A 15,047-nucleotide genomic window follows, 5' to 3' on the forward strand; every position below is an offset into this window, starting at 1 on the left:
AATAAATCTAAAATTTAGAAAAAATGATGTCATTAAATTTATCTATTTAGTTACAAAGTTGAAGATATAGGAACATAATAATTGATTGCTTTATTATCTTTGTGAGGTGGGTTTGTTAAATGTTTTAGTGTATATTTTTTAATCTACTTTTTTAATTTTAACGAATGTGATTTCTGTTTTTTAATTGCAAAATAGGCGGTTTTACTACATTTAGATTCTCTTTTATTAAATATTAAGTTTGTCTAATGAGTAGTGGTTTTTTAATATAAAAAATCTATAAGTTTGTTTATCTCTTTTGTAAGTTTTGTACTTTAGTGTAAAATTTGTGTTTTTTATAGCTTGATATGTTTCAATAAATATACATAAAATACATATTGAAACAAAAAATGATTGTTTGTAAGATGGTGAAATTTTCATCTTTTATAGCTTTTTTTGATGGTTTAATATGAATTATTTAATAAAGGGAAGTTTGTTTGCTGCTGTTTTTTCAGCTTCAGTTTTTTCTCAAGCAGCAATTTTTGGAACTTATAATGATGAAGGTAATTTATTTCGCAGTCATTTGAATAATCATTTATCTGAAGATTTAGTTGCTAAATTTAAAGATAAAGTAGATTCAAAAGACGGCGTACTATATTTACTGGAGCAGGCACGTCTATTACAAGTCAATCATCAGTATGAAGAAAGTTTGAATCATTATAAGCAGGCTTTTGAATTGCTAGATAAACAAAAAAGTCGTGCAAAAATTAGTCTGAGTCGGGTCGGATTTAAAGCACTTTCTATGGTGAGTAATGATTCGGTGGTGCCTTATTTGGTACCACCTCATGAACAGGTATTGGCACATATTTCTCAAGCCAAAAATTATATTTTTCTAAAAAACCTTGAGGCTGCTGCAGTAGAAATGCGTGTTGCACAGGGTATTCAGCGTGAAATTGAACTGGCACATCAGGCTGAGTTTGAAAAGAAAAAAGAGAAAAATACAAAAGCAAATGCATCTTCAAATGCCGCATTGCATGTTTTAGATGAGGCATTTGTTGGCTTAGATCCAATTGCGGGCAAGATTAAGAATACTTATCAAAATGCCTATGCTTTTTATATGGCAGCTAACTTGTGGGAAACCTTAGGCGAATATAACGATGCTTTGGTGGATTACAAAAAAGCTTATGAGTTACAGCCTGATGAGCAGATTGCTAAGGATGTAAAGCGTTTAGATCAATTGGTTGCAAAACAAAGTAATAGTAGTGTGCCTGTTATTGTATTTATTGAACAAGGTATCGTTCCACAGAAAATTGAAAATAAGTTAGATATTCCGACTCCGGGCGGCATTATCAACATTGCTTTTGCGACTTATGAACCTAGCACTTATGTTGCACCTAAAAGCCTGAAAGTGAAGCTGAATAACCGAGTTTTGCAAGACAGTTATGTGATTAGTGATATTGGTGCATTGGCTGTCAAAGACTTAAAAGAAAAAGTCGTTGGAACTTTAACAACCCAAGTGATTCGTGCCACAGCCAAATATGCTGCTCAAAAAGAGCTTGGTAACCAATTTGGTGTTTTAGGGCAATTGGCAGGTAACGTGCTCAATATGGCAACCGAGCGAGCAGATTTACGAGCTTGGACAACTTTGCCAAGTAATACGCAAATTGCACGTCTGAACTTAACACCAGGGACACACAACTTACAGTTATCGTCAGGTAATTTGTCAAGCTCCTCTGTGAAGTTGGATGTAAAAGCCAATGAAACAGTATTTGTTTATGCACATCATGTAAATGACAAAATTACAGCAAGTGTAAGTAGTATTCCACGCCAATAATATTGAAGAGAACTTTATGAAAAATCAGCTAAAACTCGCATTACTCGGTCTTAGTGCTGCGGCGATGGTTGGATGTACAGCCCCTAATGCTTTGTCTACACAGACAGATGCGAATAACGAAGTAAGTATTCGCACCATTACCAATAACCCAGTCTTAACCACTGAGGTATTTGTTGAGCGTGTGGGAATGTCTATGGCAGGCGACTTAAAAAAGGCATCAATTGCCATTAAAAACCGCCGTTTCAATAACAAAGATTTTAGCTACAAAATCGTATGGGTCGATGCACATGGGGCAGAAGTGAACCCTGAAGGTGCGATTTGGAAACCAATTCAGTTAACGGGTCGAGAGGTGAAGGGCGTGCAATCTTTAGCACCAAATCCATCGGCTGTAGATGTTGTTGTGTATTTAAAGAAATAAGCGAGATAGAGCAATGAATGCAAAGTTAATCATGGCTGTGGTAGCAACTTCTGTTTTGGCAACAGGTTGTGCAACAACGGGTAGTGCAGTGAGTTATGGTGATGCTCAAGCTGTAGAAACTTTAACGAAAGATTTTGGATCGACAGATCTACAAATGATTGCTGCAAAGATGGTGGATGATATGCTGACCTTCCCACCTGTGGTGCAAATGACGCAAACTCGTCGTCCAGTCATTGTGCTTGATCGTATTCATAACAAGACACAAGAACATATCGATACAGAATCTATTACAGATACGATTCAGAACAAATTAATTAATTCAGGGAAGTTTCGTTTTGTAGATATGAAATCTGTCAATGCGATGGCGCAGCAACTTGCCTATCAAAAGCAAAGCGGCATGGTCAATCAAGCGACTGCAGTGCGTACTGGTGGACATATCGGTGCTGAATATATGCTCAATGGCAATCTATCTAGTATTGTAAAAAATGCAGGTGGTAAGAGCGATGTGTATTACAAGTTCACATTTAAATTGCAGAACTTACAAACTGGCATTGTAGAGTGGACAGGCGAAAAAGAAATCCGTAAGGCAGCAAAGCGCTCAACTTTTGGTCTTTAATTTAATCTGAAAGCAACTGCGCTGTGATAAGCGCAGTTGCTGTTGAAGAATAGAACATGAAAAAAATATTATTTGCAGGCTTATTATCTGGATTACTGTGCAGTCCTGCTTTTGCTGCGATTAAAGAAGTGATTAAAGAGGCAACGGGTAGTGGTCCAACACAACACCAAGCTATTTCTGAAGCATTATTGATTGCAGTTCAATCGGTGAATGGTGCTTCGGTATCGTCACAAATGAATTATGAAGAAACAGTTTCTTTATCTGTAAATAATCAGGGCTGGACATATACGGGTAAAGTTTCACCTGTATTTAGTGTAGCCAATCAAGGTTCGGGTTCTGTCACCAAGTTTCAGGTCTTGAGTGTTTCTGGTGCTAAAAATAATTATCGCGCTAAAGTTCGCGCACATGTGGTGAAGTTTGAATCTACTGTACAAGATCAACACATGCGCCGTATTGCAGTCTTGCCATTTCAAATGGCAGAAAAAAATAACCGCTTAGCCAGCGGTGCTTCTGCTTCTGAGTTTAGTCAAGAATTATCAGATACTTTAGGTACTTATTTGGCACAGTCAGGGCAGTTAAGTGTTGTTGATCGTCATTACATAGATGAAATGCAATTTGAAAATGACTTCCTGTATTGGGATGGTGCACCGCATGAGTTAGCGCGTATTGGTCAAAAAGTAGGTGCTGATTATTTACTCGTGGGGCGTATTAACGATTTGTCAGTTGCTAGCGGTCAACAAATGTATGGGTTAAATGCTGGTGCAGAGCAGGTGCGTTTAACGTGGCGAGTGATTGAAGCGAATACCAGTAAGGTAGTTGCGGCAGGGACTTTTAATCGTACCTTATCGAACTTGATGACACAGAATCTTTTAAATAATAGTTTAAATGATAGTACTGCAGATAAGATTGCCCAAAGTTTAAATCCTGAAATTTTACAGGGTCTTAAACTACAACCTGTGCAATCTTCTAGCAGTCAATTTTATGATACCTCTCCAGGTTATGAAATGACACCTGGTTCAAGTGACCAACCTGTGAAATGGTAAATAATGATTAAGCTTGTTTTAGACCTAAATAAATCCCCCTGAAAATCAGGGGATTTATTTTTTAAGCCTGTTGAAACTTCAATTGGCGTAATTGTTTGGCGTGTTGCAAGGTAGTGTCATTAATTTCAACACCGCCTGTCATGCGTGCCAATTCTAAAATACGCGCATCTTCTTCTAATTCAACAATGGTACTGCTGGCAGGATCGGTCTGACGCTTTTTCACCAAAAGGTGCTGATCAGACTGTGCAGCTACTTGTGCTTGGTGGGTAATACATAAAATTTGAACGTGTTGCGCCAAACCTGCGAGCAAACGCCCCACAATTTCAGCAGTACCACCACTAATCCCGACATCAATTTCATCAAAAACCAAAACTTCAGCTTCGGTTTTTTCGGCATTCATGACTTGCATGACCAAGGCAATCCGCGATAATTCGCCACCAGAAGCCACACGTGCTAATGGCTGAGCAGGAATACCTTTGTTGGCAGTAAACAGTAGTTGAATAAAACTTAACCCCTCCGCAGAAACCTGCTCTAAAGGTTCAAACTTAAATTCAAAATGTGCCTCAGGCAGTGCCAATTGTTTAACTTGCTCGGTTAGTTGTTTAGCGAGCGGTGCAGCTGCTTCACGACGGATATCATCTAAATGTTGTGCTTTGGCTAAGAAGTCCTGATGTGCCACTTCGACTTGTTCTGCCAAAGTTTCAGGGTCTTCAAGTTCATGTAAAGCAGTGAGCTCAGTTTGCCAAGTATCAAATTCTTGTTTTAATAATTCAGGTTGTGTGCGGTATTTACGCGCTAAACGATGAAAGACTTCTAATTTTTGATTCAGTTCTTCCATGCGTTCAGGGTCAAAGCTTTGACGATCAATAAACTGACGTAAATTGGCTGTCGCATCATCTAATTCACTTTGCGCATTTAACAATGAGTTATAAATTTCTGATAATTGTTCACTGCGTCCCGCATGCGATTCCAAGCGGCGAATAATCGAAGCAATTTCCTGAGTGATATTTTGCTCGGCTTCGTCTAAGGCATTTAAGCTATAACTGCAGTCCTGCATGATATGTTCATGATGGCTTAGGCGATCAAACTCTTGTTCAATCTCCTTATAATCTATTTGTACCAGTTCTTCGAGTTCTTCGAGTTGTAAGTTTAGGGTTTCGATGCGCTGCTTGCGAGTTGCCTGTGCATCCAGCGCTGCCTGATGCTGTCGGATATTTTTTTGCCAGGTACTATAAGCATCACGTACTGCTTGGGCAGGGGTATAAAAATTATAATAACGATCAAGCCAGTGCTTTGGATAAGGCGGTTCCAACAATTGTTGTTGGCTGTGCTGGCTATATAGCTGTACTAGCAAGCGTCCAATTTCTTTCAGCTCTGACAAACTGCTTGGGCGTCCATTAATCCATGCTTTGCTGCGTCCTGTAGCAAAAATTACCCGGCGTAAATGGATTTCACCAGACTCATCATCTAATTCATGTTCTTTTAGCCATTGTGCTTCAGGGCTATTGTCCTGATAACTGAAACTCGCAGTCACATCGGCTTTATCTGAGCCAAAACGCACATAATTGGTATCGGTACGTTCACCTAAACAGGCAGAGAGTGCATCTAATAGTAAGGATTTACCGGCACCTGTTTCCCCTGTGAGAACGTTAAAACCTGTTTCAATATCCAGTGCTAAGTGGTCGGCAAGGGCAAAGTTAATCAGTGTTAAATGAGTCAGCATAAACGCATCCAAGCTGCGAAAAGTGTCAGTGAAAGAGAGTCAAGTTTTGGAAATGCCATAACAAGGCTGTTATTTTCTTCTATTTAATTCTAGCTTAAATTGCAGCGCAAACAACAAAAAATGTACCCGATAAGCATCATATATAAAACACATGATCATTTGATCATTTCATTGGATGGTCATTAAATTGCAGTATATTCACTTGGGGAGTTTTCGGTGCTGCTTGATATGGTGGAACTTAAACGATATAGATACTATTCGTGATCTGTTTCACATTCAGATTTAGCACTTTAGTGGGGAAGAATCTAGAGCAGAGTACTTTGCATGCCTCTGGCATTGGCTTAGACTGTGCTGTCAGCGTGTTGCATGCTGCGTATTGAAACATTGTTCAATTTACGCAAAGCCCACTGTAAACACAGATTGATTAGTTCTGAGGACAGAATTAAACTACATCAGTCAAAAATATAAAAACGCGTTACCTGGAGAATACGCATGTCAGCTCAGTTTGATCATGTATCAGTTGTGAAAAAGTCGAATGTCTATTTTGGTGGGCAATGCATCAGTCACACGGTGCAATTTGAAGACGGTACCAAAAAAACCTTAGGGGTAATTTTACCGACCGAACAAGCCTTGATTTTCGAAACGCATGTACCTGAACGTATGGAAATTATTTCAGGTGAATGTCGTGTCAAAATTGCCGATAGCGAAGAAAGTGAATTATTCCGCGCGGGTCAATCGTTCTATGTGCCTGGCAATAGCCGTTTCAGCATCGAAACCGATGAAGTGCTCGATTACGTGTGCCACTTAGAAGGCTAATCAGCCGATAATAGGGTATTGAATTAAGATTTCATTTTTCTCCTGCTTGAGCACCCAATCAAGCGGAATTGAATCAAGAAATTTTCACCCGAATCGGTTAAACTAGATCTTATTGAAATCCTGTAAAGTCAGCTTTGCAGGATTTTTCGTTTTCGCTGGTTTATTGGTGCATTAATTAGAGGTCGTTCATGGCAAAACCTGAATATTATTATGGCGTTCACTCGGTGGAGTCATTATTGGAGCTTGAGCCAGAGCGCGTCTTAACTCTTTTTACCTTAAAAGGGCGTGATGATCAGCGTTTACAAAAGATTTTAGAACTTGCCGAACCATTTGGCATTAGTGTGCAAAAAGCCAGCCGTGACAGCTTGGAAAAACTGGCAGGTTTGCCTTTTCACCAAGGAGTGGTGGCTGCAGTACGCCCACATCCAACTCTGAATGAAAAAGACTTGGATGCCTTGTTGCAGGCTGATAGCAAGCCTTTACTTTTGGCGCTCGACCAAGTCACCGACCCGCATAACTTGGGTGCGTGTATCCGTACTGCCGCTGCGATGGGGGTTACTGCCGTGATTGTGCCGCGTGATCGTTCAGCAAGTTTGACCCCAACTGCACGCAAAGTAGCTGCAGGTGGTGCAGAAAAAGTCAAATTTATCCAAGTGACCAATTTGGCACGTACTTTGGCGCATTTGAAACAAGAGTTTAATGTGCGCGTGGTGGGTACGATGCTGGATGAAAAAGCTTTGCCAATTCAGCAATTTGACTTTACAGGCACAGCAGTATGCGTGGTGATGGGCGCAGAAGATACAGGTTTACGCCCAATTACCCAGTCACAATGTGATCAAACCGTATTTATTCCAATGGCAGGAAATCTGCAAAGTCTGAATGTCAGTGTTGCAACAGGTATGGCCTTGTATGAAGCTTGTCGTCAGCGTCAGGCTTAATTGCTGATTTTGTATTTGCTATTTTATTGATGCTTTCAACACCGTGATTCGTCTATCTCCCCAAAAGCAAGGTTATGCTTTGGTGCTTGTTACCATGTGCATTTGGGGTGGTTTTACCCTAACTGCTCGGCTGAATGCACAATGGCAGATCAGTGCTTGGGATATTACCGCCTTACGCTTTGCTTTGGCTTTTTGTATTTTAATGCCGATTCTTATCTGGAAAAAAGATACGGCATTTTTATGGAAAAAAGAGCCTTTTATTTTGGCAATGATTGGTGGAGTGAGCTATTGCCTGACTGCGTATAGTGCTTTTCATTATGTACCTGCTGCGCATGCTGCCATTTTTTTGAATGGCTGTATTCCTGTTTGTACCGCCATTGCTGCTTGGATGTTATTTCGAGTGCCTTTTGACCGCCATACATGGATCAGTATTGTAATTATGCTGACCGCCATTGCGGGTATGAGTGCGCTGATGTATCAAGAAACAGGTGTTGCCTTTGGACTTGGGGATGGACTGTTTTTTATCAGCGCTATTTGGTGGGGTGTGTTTACGGTTTTATTAAGACAATGGAAGCTCTCCGCTTGGCATGCTATGGCAGGTGTCGCAATTTGGTCGGCAATCGTCTATGTCCCGATTTACGTACTGTTTTTCCCGAAACAACTCACCGCACCCGAACCGATTCATTTATTGCTGCAAACTGTTTTTCATGGGGTATTTGTGGTAATCATCGCAACACTTAGCTATGTCGAGGCAATTAAGCGTTTGGGGGCATTCAAAACTGGTAGTATTGTGACCTTGGCGCCGTTTATTGCTGCGATTCTTGCTGTCCCTTTATTGGGCGAGCCGTTGAGTCTGGCAATTTTATGTGGCTTGATGGGTATGGGGATTGGCGCTTTGCAACCTTGGCGTTGGTGGGCACGACCTGACAGCTTAAAAGCCCAACTTGAACAGCAAAAAAAACAGTCAGATTAATTTGCTTACTGCATCGCTCGCTTTAAATACTGCTGATGCAATACTTCAAGTTTGCTATACAAATGATCTAAATGCCCATCATTTAGCACAATGTCATCGGCTAGGCGTTGTTTTTCAGCACGTGGCATTTGTGCTTGAATAATTTTATGAATTTGCTCAACCGTTTGACCATCACGTTGTGAAGCACGGTGAATTTGTAGGGCTTCAGTAGCATCAATCAATAATGTATGTCGGGTCAATTGATGTTGATTGGTTTCAAACAAGAGTGGTGAAACCAAAACCACATAGGGACTGTCGGCAGTATCTAATTGTTGAATAATCGATTCACGAATTGCAGGGTGGGTGATTTTTTCAAGTGCTTGTCGTGCACTTGGTTCTTTGAAAATGTGTTCACGTAATGCGCGACGATCTAGTTCGCCATTTTCAAGTAAAACCCAATCGCCAAAGTGTTGTTGAATTTGCTTTAAGGTAGGCTGTCCTTTTTCAACCACTTCACGTGCAACAACATCCGCATCGACCACAACAATGCCTTGGGTCTCGAACCACGCACTGGCTGCAGACTTGCCACTGCCAATTCCTCCTGTTAGACCCAAAACAAAACGCATGTGCTGTCCTTATTGTCCCAAATATACTTTCATGATTTGCTCGCCCCATAAAAAGGCAATCCAGCCCGCAATGGCGATATACGGACCAAATGCAAAGGGTTGGTTTTCTTTACGCACTTTTAACAGAATAATGCCAATAATAGCCCCAACTAAGGACGATAGCAGCACAATCAGGGGTAACATCATCGGCCCCATCCATGCACCTAAAGCGGCAAGGAGCTTGAAGTCACCATAGCCCATGCCTTCTTTGCCTGTGACGATTTTAAACAGGTAATACACCACCCATAGACATAGGAAGCCAATTACATAACCCCAAATTGCCGATGTCGGTGAGGTATAGATGGCATAGCTGTTGACTGCCAAACCCAGTGCAGCCAAAGGCAGGGTGTAACGGTCTGGCAAGAGTTGTGTATCAAAATCAATGAAGGTGAGTGCAATCAAGGTATAAGTGAGCAGCAAACCAAACAGCATTTGTACAGTTGGGCCAAATACCGCAAGCACAATCAGGGCGCAAACAGCGGTTAATACTTCAATCATTGGATAACGTACGCTGATCAGGTTTTGGCAGTTGCTACATTTACCGCGTAATACCAACCAACTCAGCACAGGAATATTTTGATACCAACGAATTGGGTTGTGACATTTGGGGCAGGTCGATGCAGGTTTGCTCAGGGTGATTTTACTTTCATCAATAATGGCTTGTTCAGGATGTAATAACATTTGGCAGTCATTACGCCACTCCTGTTCCATCATTTTTGGGGTGCGGTAAATCACCACATTCAAAAAACTGCCAATACATAAACTAAAAAGTCCAACTGCGATATAGAGCGCAGTTGGATTTTGGATAAAGTACGCGATTAATTCTTGCATTAAACCACAGAACCCATTTGGAAGATTGGAAGGTACATGGCGACAACTAAACCACCCACTAAAATACCCAAGACAGACATAATCAACGGCTCCATCATTGAGGTTAAGCCATCTACTGCGTTGTCGACTTCGTTTTCATAGTGGGTTGCGACTTTATCTAGCATGGCATCTAGCGCACCTGATTCTTCACCAATGGCGACCATTTGCACTGCCATAGACGGGAATTTATTGGTGACACGCATGGCGAATTGTAGCTGTTGACCTGTCGCAACATCATCACGAATTTTCATCACGGCTTCTTCATAGACCACATTATTGGTTGCCCCAGCGGTAGATTCCAAGGCATCAATTAAGGGTACACCAGCAGCAAAAGTAGTGGCTAAAGTACGGCTATAACGTGCAATAATCGCTTTATAGACCAAGTCACCAAAAATAGGCGCTTTCAGTGCCGCTTTGTCTAAGAAGTCACGGAATTTTTTACTGCGTTTTTTAGTTTCCAAGAAACCTGCAATGATGACCCCAATCACAATAATCAGAATAAACCAGTATTTCTGCATCCATTGTGACATGTTCACCACCATTTTAGTGAAGGCAGGCAAGTCCGCACCAAAAGAGCTAAACAACTCTTCAAACACAGGTACGACTTTCACCATCAAAATAATGGTCACAATCACGGCCACCACAATGACCGTTGCAGGGTATTTCATGGCTTTTTTAATTTTTTGTTTGAGTAACTCACTCTTTTCTTTATAGATCGCGACACGATCTAGCATGGTTTCTAGGGCACCCGATTGTTCACCAGATTCGACCAAAGAACAAAATAGGTTGTCAAAATATTGAGGATATTTACGCAATGCGCCAGCAAAGGTATTCCCGCCTTCCACTTCACCTTTAATGCCTAAAACCACTTCACGCATGGCGGGGTTTTCAAGACCTTCGGCAACAATCTCAAAGCTTTGTACCAAAGGCACACCTGCTTTCATCATAGTGGCAAGCTGACGCGTGAAAATAGTGATGTCTAAGGTCGACACCCGTTTTTTCATTAAGCCTTCAAGAATATTCTTTTTCTTTTGGCGAATCGTCTTGATGGTAATCCCTTGTTTACGCAATGTAACCTTTGCCAAGGCCATATTACGCGCTGGAATTTCCCCTTTTAACTTAGCCCCTTTGCGGTCAATCCCTTCATAAACGAAGGTGGGCATCATCTGTGCTTTTTTGACAGCCATGCGTATTTATCCTTATTTTAAATTTTACAACTATTCACTGGTCACACGATTGACTTCTTGCAATGAAGTCACCCCCTGCATGACCTTAAGTAACCCCGAACGACGCAGATTGTTAAACCCCGATTTTGCTGACGCATCAGCAATTTGGATGGCATTACCATCCTCCATAATAATTCTAGAAATTTCTGGTGTGACTTTCATCACTTCATAAACACCAACACGTCCTTTATAACCTTCACGGCATTCAGAACAGCCTACAGGTTGATAGACCTGAAATTCTGGATTGCTCAAATCGGCTTCAGTAAAGCCCATTTCCAATAAGCTTTGTTTTGGAATATCGGAAGGAGCTTTGCAATGCGGGCATAGGCGTCGTGCCAAACGCTGTGCAATGACGAGGTTTACCGAAGTTGCGATGTTAAAGGAAGGAACGCCCATATTGCGTAAACGCGTTAAAGTTTCTGGCGCACTGTTGGTGTGGAGGGTAGATAAAACCATGTGACCTGTTTGGGCTGCTTTAATTGCAATTTCTGCAGTTTCAAGGTCACGAATCTCACCCACCATGACAATATCAGGGTCTTGACGTAAGAAAGATTTCAGAGCGGCAGCGAAGGTTAAGCCCACTTTATTGTTGACGTTAACCTGGTTGATGCCTTCTAAGTTAATTTCCACAGGGTCTTCGGCAGTGGAAATGTTGGTATCTTCTCTGTTTAAGATATTTAAGCCTGTATATAGCGATACCGTTTTACCCGAACCCGTTGGACCTGTAATCAGTAACATGCCTTGCGGTTTTTCTAAGGCTTCCATGAACAATTCTTTTTGTTCTGGTTCATAGCCCAAAGCGTCAATCCCAAGCATCGCGCTAGATGGGTCAAGAATACGCAGTACGATTTTTTCACCGAACAATGTTGGCAACGAGTTCACACGGAAGTCGATGGATTTATTTTTAGATAGTTTTAATTTAATACGACCATCTTGCGGGACACGCTTTTCAGAAATGTCCATTTGGGACATCACTTTTAAACGTGATGCCAAGCGGTTAGCTAACTGTAAGGGTGGGGTGGCAATTTGACGTAATACACCATCGACACGATAACGCACTCGATAGGTTTTTTCATACGGTTCAAAGTGTAAGTCCGAAGCGCCCATGCGAATTGCATCAATCAGTAATTTGTTGATGTATTTAACAATTGGGGATTCATCACCCTGTGGTTCATCTTCTGCGGCTTGTTCTGGTTCGCTGTTGCCATCTTCAAAGTTGAGATCAAAGTCATCATCTTCAAATTCAAAAGCAGATTCACTTGTAAAGTTCTGTTCAATCAGCTTAGCCAGCTTGTCATGTTCAACTATAATGGCTTCAACATTCATTTTACTGTTGAAGCGAATGGCATCCATGGCTTCGATATTGGTCGGGTTACTGGTTGCAACATAAAGCAGATGATTGCGTTTAAAAATAGGCAATATGCAATATTTGCTGAACAGTTTTTCATCAATGCCTTCACGCACGATGAGCGCAGAGTCATACACGCTTAAATCAAAAATAGGTTCGCCAAACTCATTAGAAATTTTTTCAGCAATGATTAAAGGCGCGATATTTAGGTTTTGAATGAGATAGGGAACAATATCAACATTATCTTTTTGTGCGGCTTTAATGGCGGTTTGCATATTTTCAGCAGAAACGAGCCCATCTTCGACCAAGCGTCGAATAAAACCTGTAAATCTAGGTGTAGCTTGTTGTACTGACATTCCCCAACGTCCTCAAAATCAAGATTGTTTATAATTGGTATCTTAAAATTATACTTTTGTTGCACAAAAATACCATATCTGAAAGTGCTGTCACCACCTAAGTATCGCCTAAAAGCATGAACCAGTTACATTAATCTGCTAAAAAAATTGTAAGTCCTGCCATGAAAAGATACTTCATGCAGCAGTTTGATGCAAAGCTTGTACAAAAAACTCAGCAGAAATGTGATTTGCGTGTAGAATGTGCGCGATTAAATGAATTGTTTTTGCAGGTTATTCTATGTCGGCTACGACGATTAAGCCTTGGGTGGTTGGCAATTGGAAGATGAATCCGATACATGCCGATGCTCAGCAACTTATTTCTGAATTTAAAACATTATTACAAGACAGCCCTGTAGAGGCTGAAAAGTGTCATTTGGGGATTGCACCTGTCACTTTGGCTTTAACTCAAATTCAAGCTGCATTGAGCGAAGCAGTACGTCCTGTCTATACCGTTGCACAAGACCTTTCCCGTATTGCGGGTTTGGGTGCATATACAGGCGAAGTCAGTGCAGAATTGCTAAAAGACAGTCAAATTGATTATGTATTGGTTGGGCATTCAGAACGTCGTGAACTTTTTGCAGACACACCAAGCATTTTGAATGAAAAAGTTAAAAATGCCTTGCAGGCAGGTTTGACAGTTATTTATTGTGTGGGTGAAAGTCTGCAACAACGTGAAAGCGGTCAGGCAGAGCAAGTTGTTTTGCAACAAATTTGTGATATTGCTGCTGTGGTTGACGCTGGGCAATGGCAACAGATAGTGATTGCGTATGAACCTATTTGGGCAATTGGTACAGGCAAGACCGCATCACCTGAAGATGCGCAAACCATGCATGCAAAAATCCGTGAAGGTTTAAGCCAAATCACCGCTTATGCGGTGACTCTACCGATTTTATATGGTGGTAGTGTAAAACCAGAAAATGCCGTAGAGTTAGCAGCCTGCCCAGACATTAATGGTGCTTTGGTCGGTGGTGCATCCTTAAATGCGGCATCGTTCCATCAAATTGCGCAAGCCTTTGCAAATACACAATAATGAGGAGTTCAGCATGCAAACATTTGTGCTGGTAGTACATATTATCTTAGCCATTTTAATGATTGGACTAATTTTGGTTCAGCATGGTAAAGGTGCAGATGCAGGCGCTTCTTTTGGTGGCGGTGGTGCGGCAACCGTATTTGGTGCGTCAGGCTCAGGTAACTTTTTAACCCGTTTAACGGCAATTTTAACAGCATTGTTTTTTGCAACCAGTTTAACTTTAGCGGTGTTTGCCAAGAAACAAACCACAGGTGCATATAGTTTGCAGACTGTACAAACGACTGCACCTGCACAGCCAGTATCGCCTGAAACTTCACCAACTGCGCCTAAAAGCGCTGAATAATTTTATTTAGCACTTTCTTTTTTCGCATGATGCGACTAGAATGCGTCACAGCTGCGGTGGTGGTGGAATTGGTAGACACGCTACCTTGAGGTGGTAGTGCTTTCGGGCGTGGGGGTTCAAGTCCCCCCTTCCGCACCAACTTATAATCCAGAAAACATAAGTTGGTGTTAAGCAGCAAATCTGTTGATGCGGGATGGAGCAGTCTGGTAGCTCGTCGGGCTCATAACCCGAAGGTCGTTGGTTCAAATCCAGCTCCCGCTACCAATCAATCCTAAGCTTATCGTGAATTAAGCGTAGGCAACTTAAATTATTTTAGGTTGAGATAAGTATTTACATGTTGTTGCGGGATGGAGCAGTCTGGTAGCTCGTCGGGCTCATAACCCGAAGGTCGTTGGTTCAAATCCAGCTCCCGCTACCAATATTTTAAAAGTGTGATTATGCTCTAATATGAGTTTTACGCTTTATACTGACTAAGGTGCAACTTAAGTCAGGCAAAAATGCTAAGTTTGATTGAAAACTTATTCATATTTGTATATAATTTTTGCACGTTGATGCGGGATGGAGCAGTCTGGTAGCTCGTCGGGCTCATAACCCGAAGGTCGTTGGTTCAAATCCAGCTCCCGCTACCAAGTTTCTAATGGTGTGGTACGTTAGTTTTAGTTGATTGAATTCAGCATAATAAACTAGCAAAGATGGTTAGATTTAGTCTAATCCCCGCAACCAAGTTTCTAAAGAGGCTCACAACTAGGTGGGCCTTTTTGCACAGTGGATATTGGTTTTACTGTGCAAGAATAGGGGCGATTACGCCCTTTTTTATTGGCTATCGTGTAGTGTCGATACAAGCCGTGCGCGGC

Annotated in this window: 14 protein-coding genes and 4 tRNA genes; 13 read left to right on the plus strand and 5 right to left on the minus strand. The window is 41.4% G+C overall.

Annotation, left to right across the window (positions count from 1 at the left end; genetic code table 11):
* Positions 1 to 445: 445 nt before the first annotated feature.
* Genes FTV28_RS05730 through FTV28_RS05745 form a run of 4 tightly spaced genes read left to right on the plus strand, consistent with a single transcriptional unit; the run spans position 446 to position 3,887 of the window.
* Positions 446 to 1,810, plus strand: coding sequence for a COG3014 family protein (locus tag FTV28_RS05730; RefSeq protein ID WP_179988501.1), 1,365 nt, complete (start codon positions 446 to 448; stop codon positions 1,808 to 1,810).
* A 16-nt stretch (positions 1,811 to 1,826) separates the two neighbouring features.
* Positions 1,827 to 2,228: a DUF1425 domain-containing protein gene (locus FTV28_RS05735; protein ID WP_004975847.1), complete on the plus strand. Its 402-nt coding sequence runs from the start codon at positions 1,827 to 1,829 to the stop codon at positions 2,226 to 2,228.
* A 13-nt stretch (positions 2,229 to 2,241) separates the two neighbouring features.
* Positions 2,242 to 2,844, plus strand: a complete 603-nt coding sequence (lpoB, locus tag FTV28_RS05740; RefSeq protein ID WP_004975849.1) for a penicillin-binding protein activator LpoB — start codon at positions 2,242 to 2,244, stop codon at positions 2,842 to 2,844.
* A gap of 56 nt (positions 2,845 to 2,900) precedes the next feature.
* Entirely contained in the window at positions 2,901 to 3,887 is a 987-nt protein-coding gene (locus tag FTV28_RS05745; protein WP_004975851.1) for a CsgG/HfaB family protein, read from the plus strand.
* Between the two features lie 61 nt (positions 3,888 to 3,948).
* Here the strand turns inward: FTV28_RS05745 and recN are convergent, their stop codons facing one another.
* Positions 3,949 to 5,610, minus strand: a complete 1,662-nt coding sequence (gene recN / locus FTV28_RS05750) for a DNA repair protein RecN (protein ID WP_179989691.1) — start codon at positions 5,608 to 5,610, stop codon at positions 3,949 to 3,951.
* Positions 5,611 to 6,102: 492 nt separating this feature from the next.
* Here recN and FTV28_RS05755 point away from each other — a divergent pair, with 492 nt between their 5' ends.
* The 3 genes from FTV28_RS05755 to FTV28_RS05765 all read left to right on the plus strand — a co-directional run bounded on the left by FTV28_RS05755 (position 6,103) and on the right by FTV28_RS05765 (position 8,337).
* The gene (locus tag FTV28_RS05755) at positions 6,103 to 6,426 is read left to right on the plus strand and encodes a pyrimidine/purine nucleoside phosphorylase (protein ID WP_019836086.1); all 324 of its coding nucleotides are present in this window, start codon (positions 6,103 to 6,105) and stop codon (positions 6,424 to 6,426) included.
* Positions 6,427 to 6,614: 188 nt separating this feature from the next.
* Positions 6,615 to 7,364 (plus strand): 23S rRNA (guanosine(2251)-2'-O)-methyltransferase RlmB, encoded by a 750-nt coding sequence (gene rlmB / locus FTV28_RS05760; protein WP_004975856.1) that lies wholly within the window; start codon positions 6,615 to 6,617, stop codon positions 7,362 to 7,364.
* Between the two features lie 43 nt (positions 7,365 to 7,407).
* The gene (locus FTV28_RS05765; RefSeq protein ID WP_179989693.1) at positions 7,408 to 8,337 is read left to right on the plus strand and encodes a DMT family transporter; all 930 of its coding nucleotides are present in this window, start codon (positions 7,408 to 7,410) and stop codon (positions 8,335 to 8,337) included.
* 5 nt (positions 8,338 to 8,342) lie between these two features.
* Here the strand turns inward: FTV28_RS05765 and coaE are convergent, their stop codons facing one another.
* From coaE to pilB, 4 genes are read right to left on the minus strand one after another with little or no spacing between them, the layout of a single operon-like run.
* Positions 8,343 to 8,942 (minus strand): dephospho-CoA kinase, encoded by a 600-nt coding sequence (gene coaE / locus FTV28_RS05770; protein ID WP_004975860.1) that lies wholly within the window; start codon positions 8,940 to 8,942, stop codon positions 8,343 to 8,345.
* A gap of 9 nt (positions 8,943 to 8,951) precedes the next feature.
* On the minus strand, positions 8,952 to 9,812 hold the full coding sequence (locus tag FTV28_RS05775) for an A24 family peptidase (RefSeq protein WP_004975862.1): 861 nt from the start codon (positions 9,810 to 9,812) through the stop codon (positions 8,952 to 8,954).
* Entirely contained in the window at positions 9,812 to 11,038 is a 1,227-nt protein-coding gene (locus FTV28_RS05780) for a type II secretion system F family protein (RefSeq protein ID WP_004975864.1), read from the minus strand. Before FTV28_RS05780 ends, FTV28_RS05775 begins: the two co-directional genes overlap by 1 nt.
* A 30-nt stretch (positions 11,039 to 11,068) precedes the next feature.
* On the minus strand, positions 11,069 to 12,781 hold the full coding sequence (pilB, locus tag FTV28_RS05785) for a type IV-A pilus assembly ATPase PilB (protein ID WP_179989695.1): 1,713 nt from the start codon (positions 12,779 to 12,781) through the stop codon (positions 11,069 to 11,071).
* Between the two features lie 277 nt (positions 12,782 to 13,058).
* On the opposite strand from pilB, the gene tpiA reads away from it, so the two are divergent.
* The 6 genes from tpiA (at position 13,059) to FTV28_RS05815 (ending at position 14,822) form a co-directional block, all read left to right on the plus strand.
* Complete coding sequence (gene tpiA, locus FTV28_RS05790; protein WP_179989697.1) at positions 13,059 to 13,850, plus strand: triose-phosphate isomerase; 792 nt, start codon at positions 13,059 to 13,061, stop codon at positions 13,848 to 13,850.
* Between the two features lie 13 nt (positions 13,851 to 13,863).
* Positions 13,864 to 14,193, plus strand: coding sequence for a preprotein translocase subunit SecG (gene secG / locus FTV28_RS05795; protein ID WP_004975868.1), 330 nt, complete (start codon positions 13,864 to 13,866; stop codon positions 14,191 to 14,193).
* Between the two features lie 53 nt (positions 14,194 to 14,246).
* A tRNA-Leu gene (locus FTV28_RS05800) sits at positions 14,247 to 14,331 on the plus strand.
* 49 nt (positions 14,332 to 14,380) lie between these two features.
* Positions 14,381 to 14,457: transfer RNA gene (locus FTV28_RS05805), tRNA-Met, on the plus strand.
* A gap of 77 nt (positions 14,458 to 14,534) precedes the next feature.
* Positions 14,535 to 14,611: transfer RNA gene (locus FTV28_RS05810), tRNA-Met, on the plus strand.
* Positions 14,612 to 14,745: 134 nt separating this feature from the next.
* Positions 14,746 to 14,822: transfer RNA gene (locus tag FTV28_RS05815), tRNA-Met, on the plus strand.
* Positions 14,823 to 15,047 lie beyond the last annotated feature (225 nt).

Source organism: Acinetobacter sp. YH12252, assembly GCF_013417365.1.
In the GTDB taxonomy this organism is placed as follows: domain Bacteria; phylum Pseudomonadota; class Gammaproteobacteria; order Pseudomonadales; family Moraxellaceae; genus Acinetobacter; species Acinetobacter towneri.

Bases quoted from the DNA above. Each gene is read 5' to 3' on its own strand.
- pilB (WP_179989695.1), bottom strand. From the start codon at position 12,781: ATGTCAGTACAACAAGCTACACCTAGATTTACAGGTTTTATTCGACGC.
- FTV28_RS05780 (WP_004975864.1), bottom strand. From the start codon at position 11,038: ATGGCTGTCAAAAAAGCACAGATGATGCCCACCTTCGTTTATGAAGGG.
- lpoB (WP_004975849.1), top strand. From the start codon at position 2,242: ATGAATGCAAAGTTAATCATGGCTGTGGTAGCAACTTCTGTTTTGGCA.
- FTV28_RS05745 (WP_004975851.1), top strand. From the start codon at position 2,901: ATGAAAAAAATATTATTTGCAGGCTTATTATCTGGATTACTGTGCAGT.
- rlmB (WP_004975856.1), top strand. From the start codon at position 6,615: ATGGCAAAACCTGAATATTATTATGGCGTTCACTCGGTGGAGTCATTA.
- FTV28_RS05730 (WP_179988501.1), top strand. From the start codon at position 446: ATGAATTATTTAATAAAGGGAAGTTTGTTTGCTGCTGTTTTTTCAGCT.
- recN (WP_179989691.1), bottom strand. From the start codon at position 5,610: ATGCTGACTCATTTAACACTGATTAACTTTGCCCTTGCCGACCACTTA.
- FTV28_RS05775 (WP_004975862.1), bottom strand. From the start codon at position 9,812: ATGCAAGAATTAATCGCGTACTTTATCCAAAATCCAACTGCGCTCTAT.
- FTV28_RS05735 (WP_004975847.1), top strand. From the start codon at position 1,827: ATGAAAAATCAGCTAAAACTCGCATTACTCGGTCTTAGTGCTGCGGCG.
- secG (WP_004975868.1), top strand. From the start codon at position 13,864: ATGCAAACATTTGTGCTGGTAGTACATATTATCTTAGCCATTTTAATG.
- coaE (WP_004975860.1), bottom strand. From the start codon at position 8,942: ATGCGTTTTGTTTTGGGTCTAACAGGAGGAATTGGCAGTGGCAAGTCT.
- tpiA (WP_179989697.1), top strand. From the start codon at position 13,059: ATGTCGGCTACGACGATTAAGCCTTGGGTGGTTGGCAATTGGAAGATG.
- FTV28_RS05755 (WP_019836086.1), top strand. From the start codon at position 6,103: ATGTCAGCTCAGTTTGATCATGTATCAGTTGTGAAAAAGTCGAATGTC.